The organism is Haliea sp., assembly GCF_041395985.1.
Classification (GTDB): Bacteria; Pseudomonadota; Gammaproteobacteria; order Pseudomonadales; family Halieaceae; genus Haliea.
The window spans coordinates 22,826-47,414 of the sequence record NZ_JAWKZJ010000006.1 but is presented as its reverse complement, the minus strand read 5'-3'; the positions used below and the strand labels follow the sequence as shown (position 1 = coordinate 47,414).

The 24,589-nt window shown below is 62.6% G+C and carries 20 protein-coding genes; 10 read left to right on the top strand and 10 right to left on the bottom strand.

Going from position 1 to position 24,589, the window contains the following annotated elements; all coding sequences use genetic code 11:
* Positions 1-134: 134 nt before the first annotated feature.
* Positions 135-482 carry an EthD domain-containing protein gene (locus tag R3E49_RS12005; protein ID WP_371295285.1) on the top strand — a complete coding sequence of 116 codons (348 nt, stop codon included), beginning with the start codon at positions 135-137 and terminating at the stop codon, positions 480-482.
* On the opposite strand, the gene R3E49_RS12000 is transcribed toward R3E49_RS12005, so the two are convergent.
* Positions 479-1,240, bottom strand: a complete 762-nt coding sequence (locus R3E49_RS12000) for a Coq4 family protein (RefSeq protein ID WP_371295284.1) — start codon at positions 1,238-1,240, stop codon at positions 479-481. The two genes, R3E49_RS12005 and R3E49_RS12000, sit on opposite strands and share 4 nt — an antisense overlap.
* Positions 1,241-1,429: 189 nt before the next feature.
* On the opposite strand from R3E49_RS12000, the gene R3E49_RS11995 reads away from it, so the two are divergent.
* The 4 genes from R3E49_RS11995 (at position 1,430) to R3E49_RS11980 (ending at position 6,669) form a co-directional block, all read left to right on the top strand.
* Positions 1,430-1,708: a hypothetical protein gene (locus R3E49_RS11995; protein WP_371295283.1), complete on the top strand. Its 279-nt coding sequence runs from the start codon at positions 1,430-1,432 to the stop codon at positions 1,706-1,708.
* Between the two features lie 160 nt (positions 1,709-1,868).
* A complete protein-coding gene (locus R3E49_RS11990; RefSeq protein ID WP_371295282.1) occupies positions 1,869-2,795 on the top strand; it encodes an ELM1/GtrOC1 family putative glycosyltransferase in 927 nt (308 codons plus the stop codon).
* Positions 2,796-2,830: 35 nt separating this feature from the next.
* Positions 2,831-4,357 (top strand): glutamate synthase-related protein, encoded by a 1,527-nt coding sequence (locus tag R3E49_RS11985; protein WP_371295281.1) that lies wholly within the window; start codon positions 2,831-2,833, stop codon positions 4,355-4,357.
* A complete protein-coding gene (locus tag R3E49_RS11980; RefSeq protein ID WP_371295280.1) occupies positions 4,354-6,669 on the top strand; it encodes a putative bifunctional diguanylate cyclase/phosphodiesterase in 2,316 nt (771 codons plus the stop codon). Before R3E49_RS11985 ends, R3E49_RS11980 begins: the two co-directional genes overlap by 4 nt.
* Positions 6,670-6,685: 16 nt before the next feature.
* On the opposite strand, the gene R3E49_RS11975 is transcribed toward R3E49_RS11980, so the two are convergent.
* The 4 genes from R3E49_RS11975 to R3E49_RS11960 form a co-directional block, all read right to left on the bottom strand.
* Positions 6,686-6,958 carry a DUF3144 domain-containing protein gene (locus R3E49_RS11975; RefSeq protein WP_371295279.1) on the bottom strand — a complete coding sequence of 91 codons (273 nt, stop codon included), beginning with the start codon at positions 6,956-6,958 and terminating at the stop codon, positions 6,686-6,688.
* A gap of 84 nt (positions 6,959-7,042) precedes the next feature.
* Entirely contained in the window at positions 7,043-8,059 is a 1,017-nt protein-coding gene (locus tag R3E49_RS11970) for an amidoligase family protein (RefSeq protein ID WP_371295278.1), read from the bottom strand.
* A gap of 1 nt (position 8,060) precedes the next feature.
* Entirely contained in the window at positions 8,061-11,243 is a 3,183-nt protein-coding gene (locus R3E49_RS11965) for an efflux RND transporter permease subunit (RefSeq protein ID WP_371295277.1), read from the bottom strand.
* Complete coding sequence (locus R3E49_RS11960) at positions 11,240-12,256, bottom strand: efflux RND transporter periplasmic adaptor subunit (protein ID WP_371295276.1); 1,017 nt, start codon at positions 12,254-12,256, stop codon at positions 11,240-11,242. The genes R3E49_RS11965 and R3E49_RS11960 overlap by 4 nt, the downstream gene beginning before the upstream one ends.
* 264 nt (positions 12,257-12,520) lie before the next feature.
* Here R3E49_RS11960 and acnA point away from each other — a divergent pair, with 264 nt between their 5' ends.
* Positions 12,521-15,256 (top strand): aconitate hydratase AcnA, encoded by a 2,736-nt coding sequence (gene acnA, locus R3E49_RS11955; RefSeq protein WP_371295275.1) that lies wholly within the window; start codon positions 12,521-12,523, stop codon positions 15,254-15,256.
* Positions 15,257-15,271: 15 nt separating this feature from the next.
* On the opposite strand, the gene R3E49_RS11950 is transcribed toward acnA, so the two are convergent.
* A complete protein-coding gene (locus tag R3E49_RS11950) occupies positions 15,272-15,700 on the bottom strand; it encodes a CBS domain-containing protein (RefSeq protein WP_371295274.1) in 429 nt (142 codons plus the stop codon).
* A 175-nt stretch (positions 15,701-15,875) separates the two neighbouring features.
* Between R3E49_RS11950 and R3E49_RS11945 the strand changes: the two genes are divergently transcribed.
* Positions 15,876-17,678 (top strand): DEAD/DEAH box helicase, encoded by a 1,803-nt coding sequence (locus R3E49_RS11945; RefSeq protein ID WP_371295273.1) that lies wholly within the window; start codon positions 15,876-15,878, stop codon positions 17,676-17,678.
* Between the two features lie 19 nt (positions 17,679-17,697).
* On the opposite strand, the gene R3E49_RS11940 is transcribed toward R3E49_RS11945, so the two are convergent.
* Complete coding sequence (locus R3E49_RS11940) at positions 17,698-18,501, bottom strand: TSUP family transporter (protein ID WP_371295272.1); 804 nt, start codon at positions 18,499-18,501, stop codon at positions 17,698-17,700.
* Positions 18,494-19,312 (bottom strand): DUF3445 domain-containing protein, encoded by an 819-nt coding sequence (locus tag R3E49_RS11935; RefSeq protein ID WP_371295271.1) that lies wholly within the window; start codon positions 19,310-19,312, stop codon positions 18,494-18,496. The genes R3E49_RS11940 and R3E49_RS11935 overlap by 8 nt, the downstream gene beginning before the upstream one ends.
* A 207-nt stretch (positions 19,313-19,519) precedes the next feature.
* Between R3E49_RS11935 and R3E49_RS11930 the strand changes: the two genes are divergently transcribed.
* Positions 19,520-20,473 carry a surface lipoprotein assembly modifier gene (locus R3E49_RS11930; protein ID WP_290739839.1) on the top strand — a complete coding sequence of 318 codons (954 nt, stop codon included), beginning with the start codon at positions 19,520-19,522 and terminating at the stop codon, positions 20,471-20,473.
* Here R3E49_RS11930 and R3E49_RS11925 read toward each other — a convergent pair whose 3' ends face one another.
* Positions 20,474-22,141, bottom strand: coding sequence for a S8 family serine peptidase (locus R3E49_RS11925; RefSeq protein ID WP_371295270.1), 1,668 nt, complete (start codon positions 22,139-22,141; stop codon positions 20,474-20,476).
* A 173-nt stretch (positions 22,142-22,314) separates the two neighbouring features.
* Between R3E49_RS11925 and R3E49_RS11920 the strand changes: the two genes are divergently transcribed.
* A complete protein-coding gene (locus tag R3E49_RS11920; protein ID WP_371295269.1) occupies positions 22,315-22,776 on the top strand; it encodes an RNA polymerase sigma factor in 462 nt (153 codons plus the stop codon).
* 19 nt (positions 22,777-22,795) lie between these two features.
* The gene (locus R3E49_RS11915) at positions 22,796-23,524 is read left to right on the top strand and encodes an anti-sigma factor (RefSeq protein WP_371295268.1); all 729 of its coding nucleotides are present in this window, start codon (positions 22,796-22,798) and stop codon (positions 23,522-23,524) included.
* 302 nt (positions 23,525-23,826) lie between these two features.
* Here R3E49_RS11915 and R3E49_RS11910 read toward each other — a convergent pair whose 3' ends face one another.
* A complete protein-coding gene (locus R3E49_RS11910; protein ID WP_371295267.1) occupies positions 23,827-24,555 on the bottom strand; it encodes an SIMPL domain-containing protein in 729 nt (242 codons plus the stop codon).
* Positions 24,556-24,589 lie beyond the last annotated feature (34 nt).

Here is a 24,589-nt window from a genome sequence, read left to right as displayed (position 1 = left end):
GGTTCCATGCCTATGCAGGATTTGATTTTTATACTACGGTAAATTTTAATGAGTGGATCGAGCGAGGGTCAAGGTAAACCCGGCCCGCTCGATGCGATTACCGCGAAGGGAGAGCAGGATTGATGTACAAGTCCATGGCACTTTTGAAGTGCAAGCCCGGGCTGACCCGGGAACAGTTCATCGACTACTATGAAACGCAGCATGCACCGCTGATCTGCGCGCTGCTGCCGGAAGTGTGCGGCTACCGCCGCAACTTCATTCGCGATGAAGGAGCCTTCCTGAACGCCGGAGCTGCAGCGCGCGACTACGATGTGATCACTGAATTGTGGTTTGCTGACCGCGCCGCGTACGACGCCGCCATGGAACGCTGCGCCAACCCCGAAATCGCCCGCAGAATCGCCGAGGACGAAGAGCACTTCCTGGACCGATCATGCACGCGCATGTTCGTGGTCGACGAACACATCTCGGCCATCGCGCGCTAGGCCCGCACGGTTGCGACGGGCTGCCGGCGGCCTGCTTCCCTGAAGCCTGCGAGGGTCTCCAGGTACCGCAGTGGCACCGGCATACCCAACCGGGCCCTGACCTCCGGCAGCGGATCCGCCAGAACGTCCTCGAGCCGCAGCGCTGGCAGCCACTGCGATGACCGGCCCAGCGCGGCGCCCTCCTCGACACAGGCATCCAGATCCACACCAGGAAAGCGCTTGCGTGCGCTGTGGCGCGCCATGAAGACAATGAAGGCGATGCCCCGATTGTAGGTTTGTGTCGTCATGAAGGATAACAGGCACAACTCACCCAGCGGATCGGGGCCGTATCCCGTAAGTACGTGCTGGAGGTCGTGGATATCGCGCAGGCGGTCGGCGAGCCACTGTTCATCCTCGGTGAGCCCGGCATGCCGCTGTGTGGAAGCGCTGGCTGCGACCAGACCCTCTGCGGTGATGCCCTGGCGCTCCATGAGGTCGACATAGCTGCGCCCCACCGTGCCCTCAGGCAGGCCGCGCAGCCTTGCACGATCACAGAGCAGGGGCAGAATCTGCGGCCGGGATAGGAGCAGGTCACGGCCTTCGGGGGTCTGCCGCAGGCGCGCCACCGCCTGGGCAATGCTGTCTCCCTTGAGTGCCTCTATAACCCGAAACACCTCCTCTGTTGCATCCGGATTGGCGATAAGCCGGCGCACGGACAACAGCGCCTGCACCGGGCGGACTCGATTCGCCAGGCTCCTTGAAACCGTTTTCAGCACCATCGTCGCTCCTGCCACACAACTGCATGACCCACGCAATTCACCGCCGTGACTATAGCAGTTCGCCAGACCCTTATCACCGCGCCGCCACCTGCAATGCGACGGATTTCAATCAAACACGACCGATTGCCGTCGCCAGCAGGCACTGGCATCTACACTGCAGGCAACACGACCACCAGGGAGGGTTCAACCGTGCCAATATCCCATCATCTACCCGGGCTGGCCACAGGCCCTCGTGCGCTGCTGTGCGCCCTGTCCTTGCTGTTGCCGCATGCCATTGCCGGCGCCCAGGAACCGGGTGCCAGCCTGCAAACCTGCCGCACACTGCAGCAGAAAATCGAGCGTCTCGACGACCGGCGCCAACACGGGGCATCGGCGGGCCAGATGGACCGGTGGAAACGGCAGCGCAGCGACCTCAAGAATCGCTTCAACGCACTGCGCTGCCGCCACTGGGGCAATCGTCTGCGTTGAGGAAAACCCGCTGTGGAGCATGTTTTTTGCACTTTTTTGCCATTTGCCGTCCACAAGCAGCGATAGCGGCGCTAATCTGGGGCTACAAGCGTGTAGCGACCACCAACCCAGGCCTCATCGATTCATGTTCAGGACCGACGGACAAAGACCGCGACAGACAGTGACACAGCGCGAGAGCGCACGTGGCTGGCCGCGCGTTGTCTGGTGTATACACGACAACCTTGCTGGTCATCGGCAGCAGTTGAAAGGGCTGGCGCAGGCGCTACAGATACAGCAGAGCGCCGAGGTTTACTGGTTGCCCTACACGGCTTCCGCGCGCGGCCTGCCCGCGCCAGAGCTGATACTGGTGTGTGGCAGGCGCACCCACTGGGCAGGCCTGCGCGCGCGCTGGCGCCATGGCGGCAAGCTGGTCGCCCTGATGAACCCGGGCCCCCTGCGCCCGCTGTTTGATGCCAGCATCGTGCCGGAACACGATGGCCTGCAGGCCTCGGCTCGCACGATCGTTACACGAGGCCCGGTCAACCCCCTGCAGCCGGCCGGGCAGGGCGATCCGCACCGCGGACTGATACTGGTCGGCGGCCCATCGCGTCACTTTCACTGGGATAGCCGGGATGTCCTGCAACAGATACGGCGCCTGCGCGACGCACTGCCCGGGGTGGAATGGCTGCTGGCCACATCGCGCCGCACGCCGGAGGACTTCGTCCGCGCCCTGGGTGCTGTGGAGGACGAGCACTGTCGCGTGCTCGCCGCCACAGAGACCACGCATGGCGGCCTTGAGGCCCACTACCACGAACGCGGCATAGCCTGGGTAACGGCGGACAGCGCGGCAATGCTCTATGAAGCGCTCAGCAGTGGCGCCGCGGTGGGCGTGCTCAGCCTGCAACCGCGCAGGGCGAACCGATTGCAGACGGGGCTGGAGAAGCTCGTTGCGCAAGGCTACCTGACGGACCTGAACACCGTGGTGCGCACAGGGGCCATGCCAGCTGCTCGCCCGCCCCTGCATGAAGCCCAGCGCGCGGCCGCTGCGCTGCGTGCTCGCCAGATCGCCTGGAGCCATAAAGGCCATTGCTCCGCACCGGGCAAATAACGTACCTTTACCCCTGCACAGCAAAAGGGCAATGCATGGAAACCCTGAAACACTTCACCGCTGGTTTTCTCGACGCCTTCACTTTTCTTTTCGCGCTGGCGGTGCTGTGTCTGATCGTGGCGGTGTGCTGGATGTACATCGTGGACGTGCGCCAGACCACGCACAGTATTCGTCGCAATTACCCGGTGCTCGGCCGGTTCCGCTACTTCTTCGAATTCATCGGCGGCTTTTTTCGCCAGTACTTTTTCTCCCAGGATCGGGAAGAGCTGCCGTTCAATCGCGCACAGCGCTCCTGGGTGTATCGCGCGGCCAAGAACCTCGACTCCACCGTCGCATTTGGTTCCACCCTGCCGCTGAATCAACCCGGGGACGTTATTTTCCTCAATGCACTGATTCCGCCGCTGGATGAAGAAATACCCGCGCGAACGGCCATCAGCTTTGGTCAGGGCTATGCGCGCACCCCCTACAGCACCCTGTCCTTTTTCAACATATCGGCGATGAGTTTCGGCGCCATATCAGAGCCTGCGGTGCGCGCCCTGTCCCGGGGCGCGGCCAGGGCCGGTATCTGGTTGAACACCGGGGAAGGCGGCATCTCACCCTTCCACTATGAGGGTGGCTGCGACATTGTCTTCCAGATCGGTACCGCCAAATACGGCGTGCGCGACGCGGAAGGCAGGCTCAGTGACGACCGGCTCCGGGAGATCGCCAGCCACGAACAGGTACGCATGTTTGAAATCAAGCTTTCCCAGGGTGCCAAACCGGGCAAGGGTGGCATCCTCCCCGGAGCAAAGGTCACTCAGCTCATTGCCACGACGAGGGGCATTCCCGAAGCGCAGGATTCCATCAGCCCCAATCGGCACCCCGAGGTACGCACCATCGACGACCTGCTGGGCATGATCCGCCACGTGCGCGAAGTCACCGGCAAACCTACCGGCATCAAGTTCGCACTGGGAGAAAGCGGCTGGCTGGACGAGTTCTGCCAGCGCATCAATGAACTGGGCCTGGACCACGCGCCGGATTTTGTGACCATCGACAGTGCCGATGGCGGCACCGGCGCGGCACCGCAGAGCCTGATCGACCTGATGGGGCTGCCACTGCGCAGCAGCCTGCCGCTGGTGGTCGACAAGCTCCTGGAATACGGACTGCGCGAACGTATCCGGGTGATCTGTTCCGGCAAGATGATCAACCCTTCCGGCGTCGCCGCAGCCCTGTGCATGGGCGCCGACTGCGTCAATTCTGCACGCGGTTTCATGTTCGCGCTGGGCTGCATACAGGCACTGCAGTGCAATAAGAACACCTGTCCTACCGGCGTCACCACCCACGACCCCGACCTGCAGCGCGGACTCGACCCTACAGACAAGGCAGTGCGAGTGGCGAGTTACGCCACCAACCTGATGCACGAGGTAGAAATCATCGCCCACTCCTGCGGCGTGTCGGAGCCGCGCCTGCTGGACCGACGCCATGCCCGGGTCATCAACCCCCAGGGGCTGCCTGTACCCCTGTCCGAGGTCTACATCTCGCCACAGGCCAGCAACGGCAGCAACACGAGGGCGATCCATTGACCGTCGCAGGCAGAATCAACCTGATGGTGGTCAGCACCGCCAGTGTCATGGCCTTGCTCATCCTCATCAGCAGCGGCATCAGGGAATACTTCGTGTTGCGCGATGGGCTGGTCAGCGAGCTGACCACTGAAATCACCCGGGAAACAGCGCTGGCTGCCGACCTGCAGCTGCGCGAACGGCGCACACTGCATGACTTCCTGGAACGACTGCAGACCTTGTCGCCTGCAATCACCTATGTGCGCATCGACACCGTGGATGGCATTGAAGTCGTGGAGCAGTCTCGCATTGAGGAGATTGAGGGCAAACTGCCGCCGCTGAACGTATTGCGCGGCGGGGCGGCCAATGCCGAAACCGGCCTGTCTCCGCAGCAGGGTCTGCCGCCTCCGGAAGCGGCGGGGCTGATGGCCAGCCTGACGGGAGGTGAGCTGGTGTTGAACGCCTCCATCCCCATTCTGTCCGGACTGAATCCGCTGCGGGAGGACCTGACCCGCCGCGACTTCGGCGAGTCACTGGCACAGCCCACCGGCAGCCAGTTCGTCGCCGGCTATGTGCATGTCGGCGTCAGCCGCAGCATGCTGCTGGTTCTGTTGCTCCCTACCCTTGGCACACTGGCAGGCATCGCCCTGGGGCTGCTGCTGGTCGGCAGCTTCATCGTCACCCGCTACACCCGCAAGCTGACCGGGCCGCTGGCGAGGCTGGCGCGGATGGCCGACGATATTACCGCAGGCAACGTCGGCGAACCCCTCACCATAGACGGAGAAGGCGAGGTCAAGGAAATCGCCAATGTCCTGAACGCCATCATCGGTGGCCTGCACAACTACAAGACCCAGATTGGCGTTGACCACCAGCTGCTGAGCATGAAGGTGGAAGAGCGCACGGCCCAGCTCTCCCAGCGCAACCAGGAACTGAACCAGGCTGTGCGGCAGGTCACCGAGACCAAGGACAGGTTGCGGCAGATGGCCTATTTCGACAGCCTCACCTCGCTGCCCAACCGACGGCTCTTCACCGAACAGCTGGACCTGTTATTGCGTCTCAGCAAGCGCAACAACGAGAAGCTCGCACTGTTGTTTCTTGACCTGGACAACTTCAAGCGTGTCAACGATTCTCTCGGGCACAGCGCCGGTGATGCACTGCTGAAAGAGGTTGCACGGCGTCTCGCCGCCTGTGTGCGCGAAAGTGATGTCGTGGCCCACTTCGTCGATTCGGAGTCGCGTATTGATGTGTCGCGACTGGGTGGCGATGAATTCACCGTGGTACTGAATCAGGTGGAAGACGAACGGGCGGTGCGCACCGTGGCGCAGCGGCTGCTGGATACGCTGCTGCAGCCGGTATCAATCGGTGACCACGAGCTGGTGATTACCCCCTCCATCGGTATCGCTATGGCGCCGGATCATGCCAGCGACCTTGAGGGACTGTTGAAGGCCGCTGACACCGCGATGTTCCACGCCAAATCCCAGGGCAAGAATACGTATATGTTCTACACCCCGGACATGGACGCTGCCGGTGTGGAGCGCCTGCGCCTGGAGACCGACCTACGCAAGGCGCTGGAACGCAACGAACTGCTGTTCCATTACCAGCCGCAGGTGGACACGCGCACCGGGACAGTGATCGGCGTGGAAGCGCTGATTCGTTGGCAGCACCCCGAGCAGGGCATGATTCCCCCTTTCCGCTTTGTGCCTGTGGCCGAGGAAATCGGCCTGATTGGCGAACTCGGCAGCTGGGGCATCCGCCAGGCCTGTCGCGAGCTGGTCGATCTGCGGCAGCAGGGCTACGCGCTGCCCAAGATCGCCGTCAACGTATCGGCACTGCAGTTCACCCGTAATTTCTGCCCGATGGTGCGCGAAGCGCTGCAGACCAGTGGCCTGCCGGCCTCCTCACTGGAACTGGAGCTGACCGAAAGCATTCTGGTAGAGGACAGCGAAACCACGGTCCGCGCGCTGCGCGAACTCAAAGCCATGGGCCTGCGCCTGTCAATCGACGACTTTGGCACCGGCTATTCGTCGCTAAGCTACCTGAGCCGCTTCCCGCTGGACGAGTTGAAGATAGACCGCAGTTTCGTTATCGATTTCGACAAGAGTGAGAACGATGCTAGCCTGGTACGCGCCATCATCGCGATGGGCCAGTCAATGAACCTGGACCTCGTTGCGGAGGGCGTGGAAACCAGCGAGCAGTTCAACTTCCTCACCACCCAGGGTGCAAACGTCATCCAGGGCTACCTGTTCAGCCGGCCTGTCACGGCGGAGGAACTGAAACCCATGCTGGCACCGGGCTACTTTATGGAACAGATTCGCGAGATCCGCGCCGACCTGTGATGCGTCGGCGAGGGTCTCAGCCTTCGCCCTGCCCCTCGCCGGACTCCGCGCGCTTCAGGCGCTGGATATTTTCCAGATTCTGCTTATAGGCGGCAGCGACTTTTTCCACGCCTGATGCATGCAAACCGCCGGAATTGCCCGCCACTGAATAGGTGGCATACACCCCGGACGCGGTCATCAATGCCGCGGAAACCACCCGCGTAGGCACCCCTTCGTTCTTCATGGTATTGGCCAGTGCGATGAATCGTTCCATGCACTGTTGGTGGTTTTCTGCGTCAGCTGCACTCATGGGAAGGCGTTCTCCTGAAAGTTATGCGCGCCAGTTTAGCACCAGAAGGCCCGGTGTTCACCGGCGCAAGGGAACAAACGCCACCTAGCACAGCTCAGGCAGGAGAAATTCCGCGCTGGCCTGAGCCCAATCCCCAAACAGTCCGCCGCTGAATCCCCCCAGATGCTCGCGGTAGCGGCTCATCGCCGCCTCCAGCCGCACAGCATCGCAGGCCAGCGCATCAACCTGCAGCCAGTCGCGCCAGGGCCTGGCCAGCGACCAGTTAGGATCATCGATCTCACAGTTCGGCAGCCGGTAATGCAGCGTCGGGCGTGAGCCCACACGGTCGTCCGGGATCGCTTCGCGGACGCGCTGCTTATCGAGGTGAGAAAACAGTGGCAGCATGTCCAGCGCCCGGTTGCGCGTGGGGTTGGCGGCCAGATAGTCCGACATCAGCTGCTGCTCATCCGGTGCATACTCCGGATCGAGCAGCCGGCTGACATAGGATTTCTCGTAGGGATCAATATACGGGGTGATACGCCGGCTGAGGTTCACCTTGCTGCGCATCCGGAGCCAATCCGACAGGCAACAGAAAGCGCGCAGATAGGCGAGAATGGTAGCCGCATCCAGCCCGGGTAATTCAGGGTTGAGGTGCAATCCGAAGGCATAATGCGGCGCATCGGCGGTGCCCCGTGCACCGCTGCGTTGCAGCATCTGCAGCAGGGCACCCAGGCGCCACAGTTCGGACATGGCGATGGGTGGACTGACCACCTCAAACGGAACCAGCTGTTCCGCGGCCAGTTTGAGCATGTTCTCGCCCAGCATGGCGAGCTCATCCGGCGCAACATCAGCCCGTTCGCGACCGCGGCGCTTGAGCCACGCCGAATCGAGCTCGACCTTGAAGTCACCGAGCTCAGTGTTCCTGACCAGGCTTTCATACGGGGAAACCGTGTCCAGTTCGCCGCCGAGCTGCTCGCGAATCAGGTCCGCAATCTGCGCCAGGCGAATGCCGGAGAACTCCAGCTCAACACCGACACGGCGCGCAGCACCCTCTGCCGTGTACAGCCTGGGTGGCAGCTGCCACAGCGAGGAACGGTAATCGTTGTCCAGTGCGGATTTCATATCATTCGACACCTGCTGGCAGAGCGCGACGGCGCTGCTGCCACTGCAGCACAATCACTGTCAGGGCTGGCAGCAGCGTCAGGGTAACAGCTGCGGAGCCCAGAATGCCAAACATGACGATGACGCCCACGCCGCGATACAGTTCCGTGCCTGCTCCCGGCAACAAGACCAGCGGCGCCAGGCCACTCAGGGTGGTAATCGTAGACATGGCAATAGGCCGCAGACGCGCGTCCACTGCCTCCTGCACGGCCGCTACCACCTCCATACCGGCGGCGCTCACATTGGCCACCGCCCGATCCACGATAAGAATGGGGTTGTTCACCACTGTACCCATGAGGATCAGGAAGCCCAGCATGGAAATCATGTCAAAGGGCTGCACAATCTCCGCCAGACCGAACAGTGGCAGCCAGCCCCCCACTGCATTCAGCAACCACAGGCCAACCATGCCGCCCGCGATGCCCAGCGGAATAGAGGTCATGATCAACAGGGGATAGCCCCAGTGACTGAAGATCGCCACCAGCAGCAGGTACACAATCAGCAGCGCCACCAGGTAGTTGCCCAGCAGTGAGGCACGCGTGGCGTCCAACTGGTCCGCGGCACCGGAAATTGCCAGCGTCACCCCGGCGGGCACCTCCCCTGCCGCCATCAGGCCACCCACCACATCCTGACGAACAATCGCCACGCCAGTCTCCAGGGGTACCGACCTTGGCGGGATAATATTCAGCGTGACCGTGCGGCGCCCGTTGACTCGTCTTACCTGGGCGGTGTCCACCGTCTCGGTAATGCTGGCCAGCGAACCCAGCGGCACGACGGTCCCGACCGGCGTGTATACCGGAAGATGCGGCAAGGCGTCCAACGACCCGGACTGACCCGCCTCGCTGTACAGGTAGATGTCCACCTTGTCGTCGGCGAGGAAGAATTCATCGATATAGCTACCGTCGGTCAGCGCGGCCACGGTGAACCCGATCGCCTCGGCATCCAGCCCGAGTTCGGCGGCACGCTCCCAATCTGGTCGCACTTCGACCAGCGGCTGGGCCAGCGTCAGTGACGATGGCCGGCTCTGGATACGCGGATTCTCGAAGGCCGCGTCGGCGCGGCGGTAGGCGGCCAGCGCCACGGTATAAATGTCTGTCAACTCCGTACCAGACACATCCAGGTTCACGCTGCGCGTGCCGCCATCGTTACTGGTAATGATCGAGCCGCGTGCGGCAAAAGCGCGCATGCCTGGATACCGTTCAAACACCGCAGCCAGCGCATCCATCAGGGCGTCCACATCCGCGGCATTGATCGGCTCGGCGATGATACGCACCTGGTCAGGGGCGACGCGCATGTTCATGTAGGCCAGGGCGGGCACGCTCGCCTCGCCGCGCCGGAATGCAGCGGGGTCCGCGTCCACGAAGGGCAGCAACTCCCTGCGCACCTCTTCCGCAATATCTGCCATCGCGGCAAGGTTGTATCCGGGGGGTGCGCTCATGAGGGCGAATACCTTGGGCTCCTCACCCTCAGGCAGGTACTCTGCGGCCGGCGTGAGTACCATCACCGCCAGCAGACTGGCGGCCGCCACGGCGGCCACGCAGGCGACCCGTCGGCTGCCACTGGCAAGAAGCCAGGCGACGCCGTCCAGGGTGCGCTCTCGCAGGCGCAGACCTGCTCCTTCCTCGCCGGTGCCACTGCGCCCGAGGTTCAGGCGCGCTGCGGCGGCGGCGGGCAATACGGTAATGGCGACCAGCATGGAGGCCAGAATCGCCGCCGAGATTGCAATCGCGACATCGGAATAAAGCTGCCCCGCTTCTTCTTCCACGAAGATGACGGGGATGAACACCAGAATCGTCGTTGCGGTGGAGGCAAATACCGCGGGCCAGACCTGACGCACGCCGTCCACCGCAGCGCGCAGGCGATTCGCACCCCGGCGGCGCTCCAGGGCGATGCTCTCCAGTACCACAATGCTATTGTCCAGCGTCATGCCAATGGCGAAGGCAATGCCGGCCAGCGAGATGACGTTCACGGTGCGCCCGGCCAGAAGCAGGCCCAGAAAGGCCACGATAATACACAGCGGCACGCCCATCACCCCGACCAGCGTGGCGCGGGCAGAGCGCAGGAACAAATACATCACCAGCGTGGCAAACAGGGCGCCCAGCAGGAGGTTCTGCCAGACGTTGCGCACCGAATCCTGTACGTAGCGTACATCGTCCGACACCGGCAGCATCTCCAACCCGGCCGGGGCAAGCACTTCTTCATTGATCGCATCCAGTTCGGCCATCATCGCCCGCTTTATCGCGATCACGTTGGAGCCGGATTCCCGACGCACGGAGAGAAAAAGGTTGGTCTGGTCGTTAAAGAAAGACAGGCTGCGCTGCTCAAAGCTGCCCAGTTTCACTTCGGCGACGTCACTCAAGCGGGTGATCGCGTCGCCACGGCGCAGCAGGATCAGCTGCTCCAGTGCTGCCACATCCTCAAAACGCCCGATGGTACGCAACAGGTACTCGCGCTTACCCGATTCCACGTCACCCGCCGAGCGATCGCGGTTGCGCGCACGCACGGCCTCGCGCACATCGCTGAGCGTGAGGCCGCGCTGCGCCAGGCGAGCGGGGTCGATGAGAATCTGGATCTGCCGTTCCGCGCCCCCTCCCACACCGACTTCGGAGACACCCGGCACCCGGGCCATGCGCGGCTTCACTGTGTCTTCAATAAAATCCAGTGCCAGGTCCACGTCCACCTGCCGCGGGTTACCGGGGAGGGGCGTAATGCTGAAGAACATAAACGCATTCGCCGAAAAGGAATTGGCGAAAATACGCGGTTCGTCGACGTTCTCGGGGTAATCCGGCACCTGGCTCAGGGCATTGCTGACCCGAATCAGCATTTCGGTGATATCGGTACCAAAGGGAAATTCCAGCTCAATTTCGGCACTGCCCGCGCGCGCAGTCGCCACAATGCGGGACAGACTGGGAAGATTACGCAGGTACTCCTCCTGCTCGATAAGGATCTCTTTTTCGACATCCTGCGGCGTCGCACCCGGCCAGGTGGTGCGGATACTGATCACCCGGACATCGAGGTCGGGAATCATCTGCACAGGAATCCGCAGCGCCGCGATGATCCCCACCACCGTCACAATCAGTGCGATGACGGTGACCAGAATGCCGCGCCCGACGATGCGGTCAAAAAAGCCCGCTGCGCCCTCGGTCATTGCGCGTCTCCCGTAGGCAGCAAAAGCAGCCCCGGCTGCAGGGCTTCATTGCCTCGCACCACCACCTGCTCGTTCGCCGCGAGGCCCTGCAGAATTTCAATCTGCCCGGCAAAGGCCAACCCGGTGGTCACGGTGTTCTCACGGGCAACCAGTGCATCGCCATCGGCCTGCGCTGTCCAGACTACAACCCGACCATCCGGGTAGCGCACCAGCGCATCGCGCGGCACCGCGATGCCGCGACGCCCGGTGGCGAGGGCCAGCCGCGCGCTGACCGACATTCCCGGCAATAGGCCGGAGTGGGCGTCATCAGCCGGTGCGATGCGCAGCAGGAAGGTGCGTGCCGCGGTGTCGGCAACCGGCACCAGGCTGGCGACACGGCCGGTCAGTTCCCGCGTGGGAGCGGCGGCAGTGGTAAAGGTGAGCGGCGCGCCGACCTGCAGCGAGGACAGGTAGTCCTCGGGCACGGCAAAATCCAGTCGCAGGTCGTCCAGCCCCACCAGGTCGAATACGGCCTGACCGGGGTTCAGCCATTCTCCACGTTCCGTGCGGCGCAGGCTGATCACCCCGGGGAATGGTGCACGCAGCGTATGTCGGTCGAGCAATGCCTGCGCCAGCGCTGCCTCTGCGGTCACCTGTTGCAGCTGCGCCTGTGCCGCATCACGGTCTGCAGCCAGTTCCCGCACAGTGGTCTCGGCAATGCCCCGCTGCGGGAGCAACGACTCTGCTTCCTGCAGGCGCCGTTCGGCATCCCGGGCGCGCACCTGCGCCTGGGCCACCGCGGCCCTGGCGGCTGCATGGCGCAGTTCGGCCAGCTCTGCATCCATGCGCAACAGGACATCGTCCCGGGCCACCGTCGCTCCAGTGTCCACGAGGATGTCTTGTACCAGTCCTGCGGCGGCGACCGACAGACTCGCGTTGTGCTGCGCCGTGACTGTGCCCGTCAGGCGCAACTCACGCAGGATATCGGTCGTCTCGACCGTGGTCAGACTGACGCGAACACCCGCGTCCGCCATACACACAGCCGCCACAAGCCAGAGCAGCAGCGCGCTACTGCGCCCCCGCCTGAATCTGGCCCCTCCCGACTGTCCTCTCCCGTGCTGCACGCTGCTCTCCCGTTTTTCACCTGCATTTTGCCGGCCCCTCGGCTCTCGCCGACGACAGGCTGGATACGCGCTCCGCGGCAAATCGTCTCAGTCTGCCAGATACGCCGACCTGTGCTAGGGTAACTGAACGGGACACAAGGTTCCCGCTTGTTCACCCGAATGAGAGGCATTGCCATGAGCACAAAATACCGCAAGGAAGCGTCCCTGGATGTGGACGGCACACAGTATACGATCTTCCCTCTTGACGCCGCCGGCGGTGATACGCACACCCTGCCCTACTCGCTGAAGCTGCTGCTGGAAAACCTGTTGCGGCATGGCAACGAGCCGTTTGTCACCGACGCCGATATCGAAGCCCTGACGCGCTGGGACCCAAACGCACCGCCCAGCCAGGAAATTGCCTTCGTGCCAGCGCGTGTGCTGCTACAGGATTTCACCGGTGTACCCGCTATCGTCGACCTCGCCGTCATGCGCGATGCCATGGTGGACCTGGGTGGCGAGCCCGGAAAAATCAATCCGCTATCCCCTGTGGAGCTGGTCATTGATCACTCCGTGATGGTCGACCACTTTGGTGGCGAGGACTCTCTGGAGCGCAACACGGCGCTTGAAATAGAACGCAATCGTGAGCGCTACCAGTTTCTACGCTGGGGGCAGGAGGCCTTCGCGAATTTCAAGGTTGTGCCCCCCGGCACGGGCATTGTGCACCAGGTCAACCTCGAGTTCCTGGCGCGGGGCGTGTTCAGTGTGGAGCAGGACGGCCGCACGCTGGCCTACCCGGATACCCTGGTGGGCACCGACTCGCACACCACCATGATCAACGGCCTGGGCGTGCTGGGCTGGGGTGTGGGGGGCATTGAAGCCGAAGCCGCAATGCTGGGACAGCCGGTCACCATGCTGATCCCGGAAGTGGTCGGCTTCCGTTTGCAGGGCCAGCTGCCGGAGGGCGCGACGGCGACCGACCTGGTGCTCACCGTGACAGAACAATTGCGCAAACACGGCGTGGTGGGCAAGTTTGTCGAGTTTTTTGGCCCTGGCCTCGCTCACCTGAGCCTGGCTGATCGTGCCACTATCGCGAATATGGCGCCGGAATACGGCGCGACCTGCGGCATCTTCCCGGTCGACGAGGAAACCGTGCGGTATCTGCGCCTCACCGGCCGCAGCGAAGGCCAGCTGCAGCTGGTCGAACGCTACATGAAGGCCATGGGTCTCTGGCACGACGCGGACAGCGTGGAGGCGCGCTACAGCGCCACGCTGACGCTGGATCTGGGCGATGTCGAGCCCTGCATCGCCGGCCCGAAAAGACCCCAGGATCGCGTCCCCCTGCGCAAAGCCAAACAGGCATTCACCCAAGTGCTGCGGGAATTCCAGGAGCTCACGGTAGTCTCGGTGGACGAAGGTGGCTGGGAGCAGGAAGGCGGCACCGTCAGCGACGAGGAGGCGACAGCCCTCAATGGCATCACCGTACAACGTGGCGACGAGTCGTTCCAACTGCAGCACGGGGCGGTGGTGATCGCGGCCATTACCAGCTGCACCAACACATCCAACCCCGCCGTGCTGGTGGCGGCGGGGCTGATTGCACGCAAGGCCCGTGCCCTCGGCCTGCGTTCGTGCCCCTGGGTCAAGACAAGCCTGGCCCCGGGCTCCAAGGTGGTCACCGAATATCTGGAGAAAACCGGGCTGATGGATGACCTTGAGGCGCTGGGCTTTTATCTCGTCGGCTACGGTTGCACCACCTGTATCGGCAACTCGGGGCCGCTGCCGGACGACATCAGCGCAGCCATTGCCAAGGGCAACCTGCTGGTCACTTCCGTGCTCTCGGGAAACCGCAACTTTGAAGGGCGCATTCACCAGGACGTTCGCGCCAACTATCTCGCGTCTCCACCGCTGGTCGTGGCCTATGCGCTGGCCGGCAACATGGATGTCGACCTGCTTAACGATGCGCTGGGGCACGACGCCGACGGCAACCCGGTGACGCTGGCCGATCTATGGCCGAGCAATGCGGAGATTCGCGACATCGTGGGCGACGCCGTCGATGCGACCATGTTCCGGGAAAAATATGCCGATGTGTACAGCGGCAACCCGATCTGGAACGACCTGCCTGTTGCGGACAGTGAGCGCTATCCGTGGCCGGAATCCAGCTATGTGCGCAAACCGACCTTCTTCGACGACATGCCGCCGCAGGCTGCCGCGGTACGCGGTATTGAGGCGGCACGTTGCCTGGTCATGGTGGGCGACAGCGTCACCACCGATCACATCTCCCCCGCCGGCGCCATTGCGCCTGACAGTCCGGCCGGGCAATACCTGCAGGAACGGGGCATCGACGTCGATGACTTCAATTCCTATGGTTCGCGCCGCGGCAACCACGAGGTGATGATGCGCGGGACCTTCGCCAATATCCGACTGCGCAACCAGCTGGCACCCGGCACCGAGGGCAGTTGGACCACCTGCTTTCTCAACGATGAGCAGATGTCCATCTACGACGCCGCGGAACACTACCGTGCACAGCGCGTTCCGCTGCTGGTGATCGCGGGCAAGGAATACGGCACCGGCTCATCCCGGGACTGGGCAGCGAAAGGCCCGTCTTTGCTCGGGGTACGCGCGGTCATCGCGGAGAGCTTCGAGCGCATTCACCGGTCCAATCTGGTCGGCATGGGCATCCTGCCGTTACAGTTTGCCGACGGCGAGACTGCCCAGACCCTGGGCCTTACGGGGATAGAGGAATTCAGTATCGGAGCGGTGGAACCCGGGCAGAAACACGTCGCCGTGCGGGTGCGCAATGGGACGGGAGAGGAGCGGGAATTCCAGGTCCTGATCCGCATTGATACACCCAACGAATTCAGCTACTACCGCCACGGGGGTATTCTGCACTATGTACTGCGCAAACTCGCCGGCACTGCGGACGAGGGCGAGTAGAGCTGCCTGCTGCCGCTAGCGGCGCCGGTCCTGCAACCGGCGCCGGGAGTGCTCCATCAGCGCCCAGAGGATATTTCGCGAGCTCACCTGACCGACCAGTACACCGTTTTCCACAACGGGACGCCGACGCTGACGGGTCTCCAGCATGGACTGGGCCACTTCGACGATACTGTCCTGCGGGCCGCAGGCGTTGACCTGGTGCGTCATCACCTCACTGACCAGGGCGTGTTCCGGATCACCGTCGTTGTAGATCGCGGCGAGTATGCCGCGCAGGCAGTCCAGCTCTGACAGCACGCCCTGCACCGCTCCGCTGTCATCCGTGACCGTGAGCCCTGTGAGACCGTGCTCGGTGATGATGCCGACAGCCTCGACCAGATTGGCATCCGGACGTATGGTCAGGGGCTGCCGATGCATGCAGTCGTTGACGGTGCTGGGTTGGGTCATGGCGAATTCTCCGCGCGTTGCTGATTCACTGACGAGTATAGCTGAGGGGGCTGTGGACGGAAGCCAATCGTCGGCTGTGAACACGGCATATTCACGCCACCACCGCGTTGTTGCGGCACCGTATGCCTGTATACTATCGCCCCGATTGCAGTTCCATCCCCAAGGTATTCTCCCCATGACCGCCGAACTCTCCGACGCGACTCGCTTCGCGGACCTGAACCTGCCCGATTTCCTCCTCCGTGCGCTGACCGATGTCGGCTATGAAACCCCGTCAGCCATCCAGGCACGCACCATACCGCCACTGCTGTCGGGCAGCGACCTGGTGGGTCAGGCGCAGACGGGCACCGGCAAGACCGCCGCCTTTGCCCTGCCGTTGCTGGCAAAGCTGGATATCAAGCAGAAAACGCCGCAGGTCATGGTGCTGACACCCACCCGGGAGCTGGCGATTCAGGTTGCCGAAGCGTTCCAGAAGTACGCCGCGCACTTGCCCGGGTTTCACGTACTGCCCATCTACGGTGGCTCTGACTACCGCGGGCAACTGCGCCAGCTGCAACGTGGCGTGCATGTCATTGTCGGCACACCCGGCCGCGTGATGGACCACATGCGCCGCGGCTCGCTGGACCTGGGAGGGCTGCGCTCTCTCGTACTGGACGAGGCAGATGAGATGCTGCGCATGGGCTTCATCGACGACGTCGAGTGGATTCTGGAACAGACCCCGCCGACACGCCAGGTCGCCCTGTTCTCCGCCACCATGCCCACAGCCATTCGACGTATCGCACAGCACCACCTGCAATCACCGCAGGAAATCACCATTCAGGTGACATCCATGGCGAATTCATCCATTCGACAACGCGTATGGATGATGGCCGGTGTGCACAAGCTCGATGCCCTGACCCGTATTCTCGAAATGGAGGATTTTGATGCGATCATCCTCTTTGTGCGCACCCGTATCGCCACAACGGAGCTGGCGGAAAAACTCTCGGCCCGCGGCTACTCAGCCGCCCCGCTGAATGGCGACATCCCTCAGCAGCAACGCGAGAAAACCGTGGAGCGGTTGAAGAACGGAAACCTCGACATTCTGGTGGCCACCGATGTCGCCGCACGCGGACTTGACGTGGAACGCATCAGCCATGTCATCAACTACGATATCCCCCACGATGTGGAAGCCTACGTGCACCGTATCGGCCGCACCGGCCGGGCCGGGCGCAAGGGCGAAGCCATTCTGTTTGCGGCCAACCGCGAGCGGCGTCTGCTGAAGGCCATTGAGCGCGCCACGTCGAACATCATTGAACCCATGCAGTTACCGAGTGCGCAGGAAGTGCAGGACAAGCGCAGCGATCGCTTCAAACAGCAGATCACGGCCACCCTCGACACCCGCGACCTGGACGCAGCGCGCAAACTGGTCAGCGACTATCAGCACGAGTATGGCGTACCCATGGTTGATGTGGCTGCCGCGCTGGTCCTGTTGGCGGGCGGCGGCAAGTCAGACGTGGCAAGCAAAACACAGGACAGTGCCCCAGCGGCTGCGAGCGGCCGTGACAAGCCAGCGCGTGCCGAAAGACCGGCGCGCGAAGCGCGAGAGGCCCGTGAGCCCCGGGAACGCCCACGCCGGCAAGAGCGCGACAGCGAGCTGTCTAAAGGTATGGAGCGGTTCCGCATTGATGTGGGCCACAAACACGGCGTCAAGCCCGGCAACATCGTGGGCGCGATTGCCAACGAAGCTGATATCGACAGTGAGCACATCGGCCGCATTATCATTCGCGATGAGTACAGCACAGTCGACCTGCCAGAGGGCATGCCAGCAGAGATCTTCGACCACCTTCGCGGCGTCTGGGTCAGCGGGCAAAAACTGAACCTGCAGCGGGATTCATCCACTCCCCAGGCTTCTGACGGCAAGCCCCCGGCTGCTCGCAAGCGCAGCAGCAAACCTGGGCTGAAGCCTGGCAAGAAGCCGGCGAAGCGCAAGCCCCGCGCCTGAGTGCCGGGCCTGTGCGGGGTCAGCCCAGGGCCTGACTGACCATGCGCGCCAGGCCGACGAGGCTGACGGCAAGCAGGCCCACACCGAGTACGCGAAAGAACACGGCGGTGTCAGCACGCAGGGTGTAGGCGTGGAAACGCAGGCCCAGAACATGGCCGATAGCGGCGCAGGGGAGCAGCCAGAGGTGCTGCCGCCACTGCAGGTCGACGCCGGTCCAGGCAAACGCCGCCAGCTTTATCGCAACCAGCACAAACCAGAGCACGAACAGGGTGTCGCGCAGTTCGTGTCGGGCAACCCGGCTCGCCGCTACCGGCACGACCAGCGGCGCGGCAATCAGTGAGGTGCCGCTCACATAACCTCCCAGCATGAGCAGGCCGGCATCGACACGCGGACTGTTGCTCTTAAACGGGCGTTGCAGGATATAACTCACCGCGTATGCCCCGACCACCACAAAGATGAAACTGCTGACCACCGTCGTCGGCAAGGTGAGTACACCGGCAACCCCAATCAGCTTCGGGACCAGCATCAACGCAAAAGCGTAGCGTAAAAACGGCCAGTTCACCGTGCCGGCGGCCTCCGGTGCAGCGGCGCCGTCGCGCCGGGCGCTGCGCGCCCGCAGATGGGCCTGGAGAATGGTCAACCCGGAGAAAAACAGCAAGTGCACGGAGATAATCGGCAGGTAGACCAACGGTGCGTTGTATACCATCAGCAGGAACGGCAGTGTCAGCACCGCCCCGCCGAAACCGAGACCCGAGCGGACGAAGCCTCCCCACACAAACAGCAGGCCTATCAGCGTCATCTGCCACCAGGCGAGGTCAGCCATACGTCCCCCGCAGGTCTTCCAGGTCATCCTGCAGGCGATCGAATCCCTTGTAGACCGCCAGTGCCGGCGGGCACGCATCAATGGCCTGCAGTAGCGTCTGCAGCGCCCCAGGGACCGCGCTCAAACTGCTCAAGGGGCTCAGATACACCCGTATTGTAAACAGGATAGCCCCGGTGCCGGGCAACCGGGACAAGGTCTGGCGCTCACAGCGATAGTGCAGCGCACCTTCGGCCGCCTCGGTCTGCCTGGCACAGAGCGCAGCACCCCGCTGCAACCCCCAGTTAAAACGCTCGACCGGGCGCGCAGGTTGCAGGTGCTGGAGAAAGCGTTCCACACGTGGCTGCAGTACCCCGGTAAATCCTGGAATGGTGCCGTGAATCGTGGACATCGGCTGCTCGAATTTCTCCTCCAGACGCCAGTGGCTTGGGCTACACAAACTCGCAGCGGTCAGCACGTACTCGTCACCCCGGGGTTGCAGAAGCAACAGGTCATCCGCCATCGCGAGTGATATCGCCCACAGCGGCTCCGGATGTTCCCCAACGACATCGACTGCGTACTTCCCGCAGTGCAGTTTGGGTCCGGCACGACGGTAGAGATCGGGATGATCACGTACCAGGTGCGTGGCCAACAGCGTGCTCGCCTCGCGCTGTGCCGGCAACGATTCCGGCGTAGCGCAACAAACACGGCTGCCGAGACGGGCACGTACCGCCTGCTTGTGCGCGTGCCAAAACGGGAGAGCTGCATCGGGCTCTATCCACCGCTGCGCATCAAGTGGCGCAAGCCCCATGCTCAACACCTGCGAGTTGCTCATGTGCGGTAGGTACGGTATTGGCGAGGGCACGGGATAGCGATCTCTGGGCTGCAATCGTCGAAGCGCATTCTGCGCCGTTGCGTCGGCGGGAGCAAATTACGCTCACCGACGCTGAGCATAGGCGAGAGTACCGCGCAAGCCCTTGTCGCAAACGCCGCCATTGGTTAGTCTCGCGTTTCCGTCTCGACCACCATCAGGACCCTTGGCATGCCACAGCCGAGATTTAACCTGGCCGGAGTCGTCGCCCTGACTGCGTGCTTGATGTCCCTGGGTGCCGCAGCCGAAGAGGACACCAGAACCGAAAGCACTCCGCCAACGAGCTATTTTGCCGAGTTGGGCGTAGGTGCCGAGTACGATACCAACGTCACCATTGATGAACTGGATGCCAGCACACGGGAAGGGGATTCCGCGGTAACCGTTGAAGGCAAATTGGGTATGCGCACTTATTTCAGTCCCGAGACTGACCTGCGCCTGACCTACGACTTCAACCAGGATATGTACCAGGATTTTTCAGACCTGAACCGGCAAACGCATATCCTTGGCGCCAACCTGAAAACCCAGGCGGGTCGCGTTGACGCCGGATTCTCCACGTTTTATGTCAATTCACTGCTGGACGGCAACGGCTTCCTGGAACTCTACAGGGCGTCACCTTATGTCTCCGGCTTCCTCAGCCAGAAGTGGTTCAGCAGGGCCGCCTATGTCTTCTCCGACAAGCAGATCAAGGAGCGTGCAGAGCGCGACGCCACCACGCACACGGGGGAAATCGATGTCTATTTTTTCGCGCGCGGCTTGCGCAGCTACTTCAATATGGGTTACCGGTTCCGTTCTGAGGACGCCAACCTTGAGCGTCTGGATTTCACATCCCACGCTGCCAAGCTGCGCTACATACGCCGGGTCGATGTTGGTGAGAAAGTGCTCAAGCTGGAAATGGCCTACCGCTATGAAAACCGCGATTACAGTGGACTGACGCCGGGAATAGGCAGCATAGAGGGAGAGCAGCGTCGGGATGAGCGGCATCGGGTGCAGCTGGACCTGGAGTACCCCCTGTCAAAACAGGGCGCGCTGCAGCTCTACTTCGCCTACGGGGACTACCGCTCCAACTTCCAGATCAGCGACTTCGAACAGGGCATTGTCGGCAGCCGCTATGTTTATCGCTGGTAATCAGCCGTTTACGCGCAACACCCCGTAGCCGTACACATCATCGCGCCCGGGCACACCCTCGTCCTGCACACTGCTGAGCAGCGCTTCCCGCACATCTTCATAAGGCGACAGCAGACGCAAACGGGCAGCGGCGGTAGCCACAAACGGCACGGCAAAGGACGTGCCTGACGAGGTGGCATAGCCACCGCCGGACCGCGCATGCAACAGGCCGACACCCGGCGCCGCCAGGTCAACATAGTCGCCGCGGTTCGCCAGCCTGAACACGCGCCCGTGGGCATCGACTGCCGTCACTGCCATGACTGACGGATAGGCGGCGGGATACATGGGTTTGGCCATGGGACCACCGTTTCCCGCTGCAGCGAGAATCAGCACGCCACGCGACGCAGCGCGGCTCAGCGCTTTCTCCAACAGGCGATTGGGTGGCCCCGCCAGAGAGATGTTCACCACGTCGACACCGGATGAGATCAACCAGTCGAGAGCACGCACCAGGCTGACAGTGCTGGCGATTTCACCGCGCGCCGCGTCCTGCTCGAACACGGCGGCGGCGTAGAGTTCAGCACTGGGCGCCAGGCCGAGGTAGTCCGTATCCCGACCGGTAAAAATGGACGCGATCGCCGTACCGTGGAAGGCGGGCAACGTAGCCCCTTCCGTGGCAAACGCACGGCTGTGAATATTGGCCTTCTGCAACGCGGGGTGCGCGGTATCCACCAGACTGTCAATCATGCCCAGACGCAACGCCAGATCGTCCATTCCCGCAGGAAAATGCAATACATTGCGCGGTCTCGCGCCTTCTACCGTATGGTGCACCGGAGCGCTCGCCGTATAAATGTGGTTCAAATCCACTTCGGCGCGCCCGCGCCCCACGACATCGATGACACCTTCACGCACATCATAGATTTCAAAGCTGGAAGGGGCTTCCACTTCTGCCAGCAGCAACCCCATACCCGGCAAGTCTGTCACGCGGTCAAATAGGTATCCCTTGACCGCCAGCTCGTCGAATACCTCGGGCTCTGCCATCACCAGCCACTGCTGTGTCTTGATGCGCGCCTCATCGATCTCCAACTGACTTTCGAGATCCTCTAGCACAGTCGCGATTTCGCTTTCCAGACGATCTTCAATCGCCGCCGCGATGCCGACCTCAACCTGGCCCTCGACCGACGCGGTTACCGTCTGCTCCACGGTTTCTTCAACCGATTTTTCAACCGCACTGGCAACATTCTGCTCAACGGAGGTTTCCACGGAATCCTCTACCGCACCCGCCACCGACTCTTCAACCGTGCTTTCGACGGCGTCTTCCACCGACTCTTCCACGCTGTCGGCGACCGTTTCCTCAACCGATTTCTCCACCGAATCGTCGATCGTTTCCTCGATGGAATCCTCGATGGAATCCTCAATGGTTTCCCCGACCGCCTGGTCAACGACAACCTCGAGTTCTTCCTCGATATTCTCGGCCACTTCCTCTTCGACGTTCTCCGCAACTTCCTCTTCGATGGACTCTTCGAGATACTCCTCGAACTCCTCTTCATCGAGGCAGCAGGGAACCTGCGCGAGCACCGGGGTCGGCGCAAGGGCGAACAGTGCTGTGGCGAAAATACAGGCCGGGAGGAACAGCAAAGCGGCCCGCAGCGTGGAGCACGCCGCCGGTGCAATACACTGAAAAGGGGACATTACGGTAGACTGTCGCACAGCTTTCACCCTCCACATGGCCAGTGCCATCTATAGTAAAGACGAATCATAGCGCGATTAATTCCCCCAAATGGAATAGAATCCGGCGGCTAATCGTCATCTCCAGTAACAGGATCATTATGCCATCGCTGAGCCACTCACAGCGAGAAGTTCTGATGGCAGAACTGAGCAATTTGCGCCGGTTCTGCCTGTCACTGAGCGGAACGTCGGCTGACGCTGACGATCTGCTGCAGATGACCGTAGAGCGCATCCTGGAGAAGGGCATGCCCGATGACGCCGACGCGGCGAAATGGGCATACAGGGTGTGCAGGAACGCGTGGATTGACGAACTTCGCTCGCGCGAGGTCCGCCAGCGTTACCCGCTACAGATGGCATGGGACACCGATGAGGCGCCGTCGGCCGAGGACGACGCAGACAGCGAACGTGCGCTGGAGGCGGTTGCAATGGCGCTGGATGCCTTGCCGCCCGAGCAGCGCATGGCGCTGTCGCTGGTCGCGGTGGAAGGCAAGAGTTATGCCGAGGCCGCTGACATATTGGAGGTGCCCGTCGGCACTATCATGAGCAGGGTGGCCCGGGCGAGGGCGCAGCTGCTGAAAAACCGGGAGACCCCGGAATGAGGACGATGTGAAAGGCGACATGACAGATCAGGACTGGGAAATACTGTCAGCATACCTGGACAGCGAGCTGCTGCCCGCAGAACGCGCGGCCTGTGAGCGCCGTATTGCAGAGGATGCCGCCCTCGCGGCGAATCTGGAGGCGATGCGCGCACTGCAGGCACAACTGCGCGGGACACTGCGTGCGGCGGCCGCCCGGCAACCCCTGCCTGAACGGGTGAGCGCACTGCTGGAGAACGCCCCGGTACGGATTCAGACACAACCCCATCGCCTGCACCGGTTTACCATGAACAACGCGCGTGGATTCGCCGTTGCGGCATCACTGGCGGCGGCTGCCGCATTGCTTCTGGTACCCCAATGGCAAGCTGAACAACATGGCGACAGTGGCGCGGTGCTGTCCGCGGCGCTGGAACAGCTACCTTCGCGAGCCGACGGCTGGGAAACACTGGCCGATGGCAGCAGGTTGCGTCCGGTACTGAGCTTCCCTAACCATGAGGGTACCTGGTGCCGGGAATACCTCCTGGCCAACGAGGCGCAAACCATCCGCGGTGTTGCCTGCCGTGATGATGGGCACTGGGAGACCCGCGTAGCCGCAGTACAAACTTCCCTGCAGAACGGTGCTGCAGACGCCTACCGTCCCGCCAGCGCAGCGGACAGCGACCCGGTCGCCACCTTCGTGGAGAGCAATGCGAGTGGTGATGCGGCAAGTGCGAAAAGAGAAGCAGGGCTTATTACCAGAAGCTGGCAATAAACCCTGTAGTTCCAGGGCTGGGGGGCTAGCGTTCCCCATCCTGTCCTGAGGCGTTGAAACTCCCCTCCCCTTTACACCCAGCCGGTTGGTTAGCACCTTCTGTACGCTCAGGTTCAGCGGACCTTCAACGAAAATGGAGGCTGACGGGGAAGGCCGTGTGCCCCACTGCTTGCGCATCCGGGACACTACCCAAACGGCACTTCGCCGCCCCCTCAAAGTAGTGTTTCACTCCACTTTCAAACCTAAGACGTCTGGCAGCTGCCGCTTATTCCCTGCAAACGGTAATTTTTTCCCCGCGCGACTCACTGCTCCAGAGCCAGCACAACATTGACCGTCACCCGGTAGCTGTTCTCGCCGCCGGCAATGGGCACAGCACCGGCATCGGCCATCACCATGTCTGCTCTCGCCATCATCATCGGACGGGGTTGATAGGATTGCTCCGAGATGCCGAGAATGGCACCGAGGCCCACGTTGGCCGCGGCAGCCAGGGTTCGGGCCCGGGCCAGGGCATCCTGCATTGCCGCCGTGCGGGCCGCCGTAATAGCGGCAGCCGGATCATCGTTGAGAAACTGGATGCCGCCACCCTGATTCACGCCCAGCCGCACCGACATGTCGATAATCGCGCCCAGGCTGTCGAGCTGGCGCACGCGCACGCTGAGCCCATTGCTGACGGTGTAGCCGACGATGCGGGGTGTGGGGGGCTCGCCCTTGACCTGCGCTGGCTCATCCCGGTATCGGGGGTGAATGGCAAACTGTTCGGTTTGCAGGTCGCGCTCCTCAATACCCGCCTTGCGCATGGCCGCCAGTACATCCCGCATCGCGCTGGAGGTTTCCTCGAGGGCCTGTGCGGCCGTCGGCGCGTCCCGCGTCACCGCCAGGGACAACAGCGCCATATCCGGAGGCAGGGTTGCCACGCCTTCACCGGTGACGCGGATCTGCGGATAGGGCCGGCCCTCCGCTGCGACGGCCGTGTGCGTGAACAACAGCAGCAGGGCAAACAGGCACCGGATACTGTGCGGCAGGTTTTTCATGATGATTTCTCCCTTGGTTTACGACGACTCTGGC

Coding starts and splice junctions, on each gene's coding strand:
- R3E49_RS12005 (WP_371295285.1), top strand. CDS start 135: ATGGCACTTTTGAAGTGCAAGCCCGGGCTGACCCGGGAACAGTTCATC.
- R3E49_RS12000 (WP_371295284.1), bottom strand. CDS start 1,240: ATGGTGCTGAAAACGGTTTCAAGGAGCCTGGCGAATCGAGTCCGCCCG.
- R3E49_RS11985 (WP_371295281.1), top strand. CDS start 2,831: ATGGAAACCCTGAAACACTTCACCGCTGGTTTTCTCGACGCCTTCACT.
- R3E49_RS11975 (WP_371295279.1), bottom strand. CDS start 6,958: ATGAGTGCAGCTGACGCAGAAAACCACCAACAGTGCATGGAACGATTC.
- R3E49_RS11970 (WP_371295278.1), bottom strand. CDS start 8,059: ATGAAATCCGCACTGGACAACGATTACCGTTCCTCGCTGTGGCAGCTG.
- R3E49_RS11965 (WP_371295277.1), bottom strand. CDS start 11,243: ATGACCGAGGGCGCAGCGGGCTTTTTTGACCGCATCGTCGGGCGCGGC.
- R3E49_RS11960 (WP_371295276.1), bottom strand. CDS start 12,256: ATGGCGGACGCGGGTGTTCGCGTCAGTCTGACCACGGTCGAGACGACC.
- acnA (WP_371295275.1), top strand. CDS start 12,521: ATGAGCACAAAATACCGCAAGGAAGCGTCCCTGGATGTGGACGGCACA.
- R3E49_RS11950 (WP_371295274.1), bottom strand. CDS start 15,700: ATGACCCAACCCAGCACCGTCAACGACTGCATGCATCGGCAGCCCCTG.
- R3E49_RS11945 (WP_371295273.1), top strand. CDS start 15,876: ATGACCGCCGAACTCTCCGACGCGACTCGCTTCGCGGACCTGAACCTG.
- R3E49_RS11940 (WP_371295272.1), bottom strand. CDS start 18,501: ATGGCTGACCTCGCCTGGTGGCAGATGACGCTGATAGGCCTGCTGTTT.
- R3E49_RS11935 (WP_371295271.1), bottom strand. CDS start 19,312: ATGAGCAACTCGCAGGTGTTGAGCATGGGGCTTGCGCCACTTGATGCG.
- R3E49_RS11930 (WP_290739839.1), top strand. CDS start 19,520: ATGCCACAGCCGAGATTTAACCTGGCCGGAGTCGTCGCCCTGACTGCG.
- R3E49_RS11925 (WP_371295270.1), bottom strand. CDS start 22,141: ATGTCCCCTTTTCAGTGTATTGCACCGGCGGCGTGCTCCACGCTGCGG.
- R3E49_RS11920 (WP_371295269.1), top strand. CDS start 22,315: ATGGCAGAACTGAGCAATTTGCGCCGGTTCTGCCTGTCACTGAGCGGA.
- R3E49_RS11915 (WP_371295268.1), top strand. CDS start 22,796: ATGACAGATCAGGACTGGGAAATACTGTCAGCATACCTGGACAGCGAG.
- R3E49_RS11910 (WP_371295267.1), bottom strand. CDS start 24,555: ATGAAAAACCTGCCGCACAGTATCCGGTGCCTGTTTGCCCTGCTGCTG.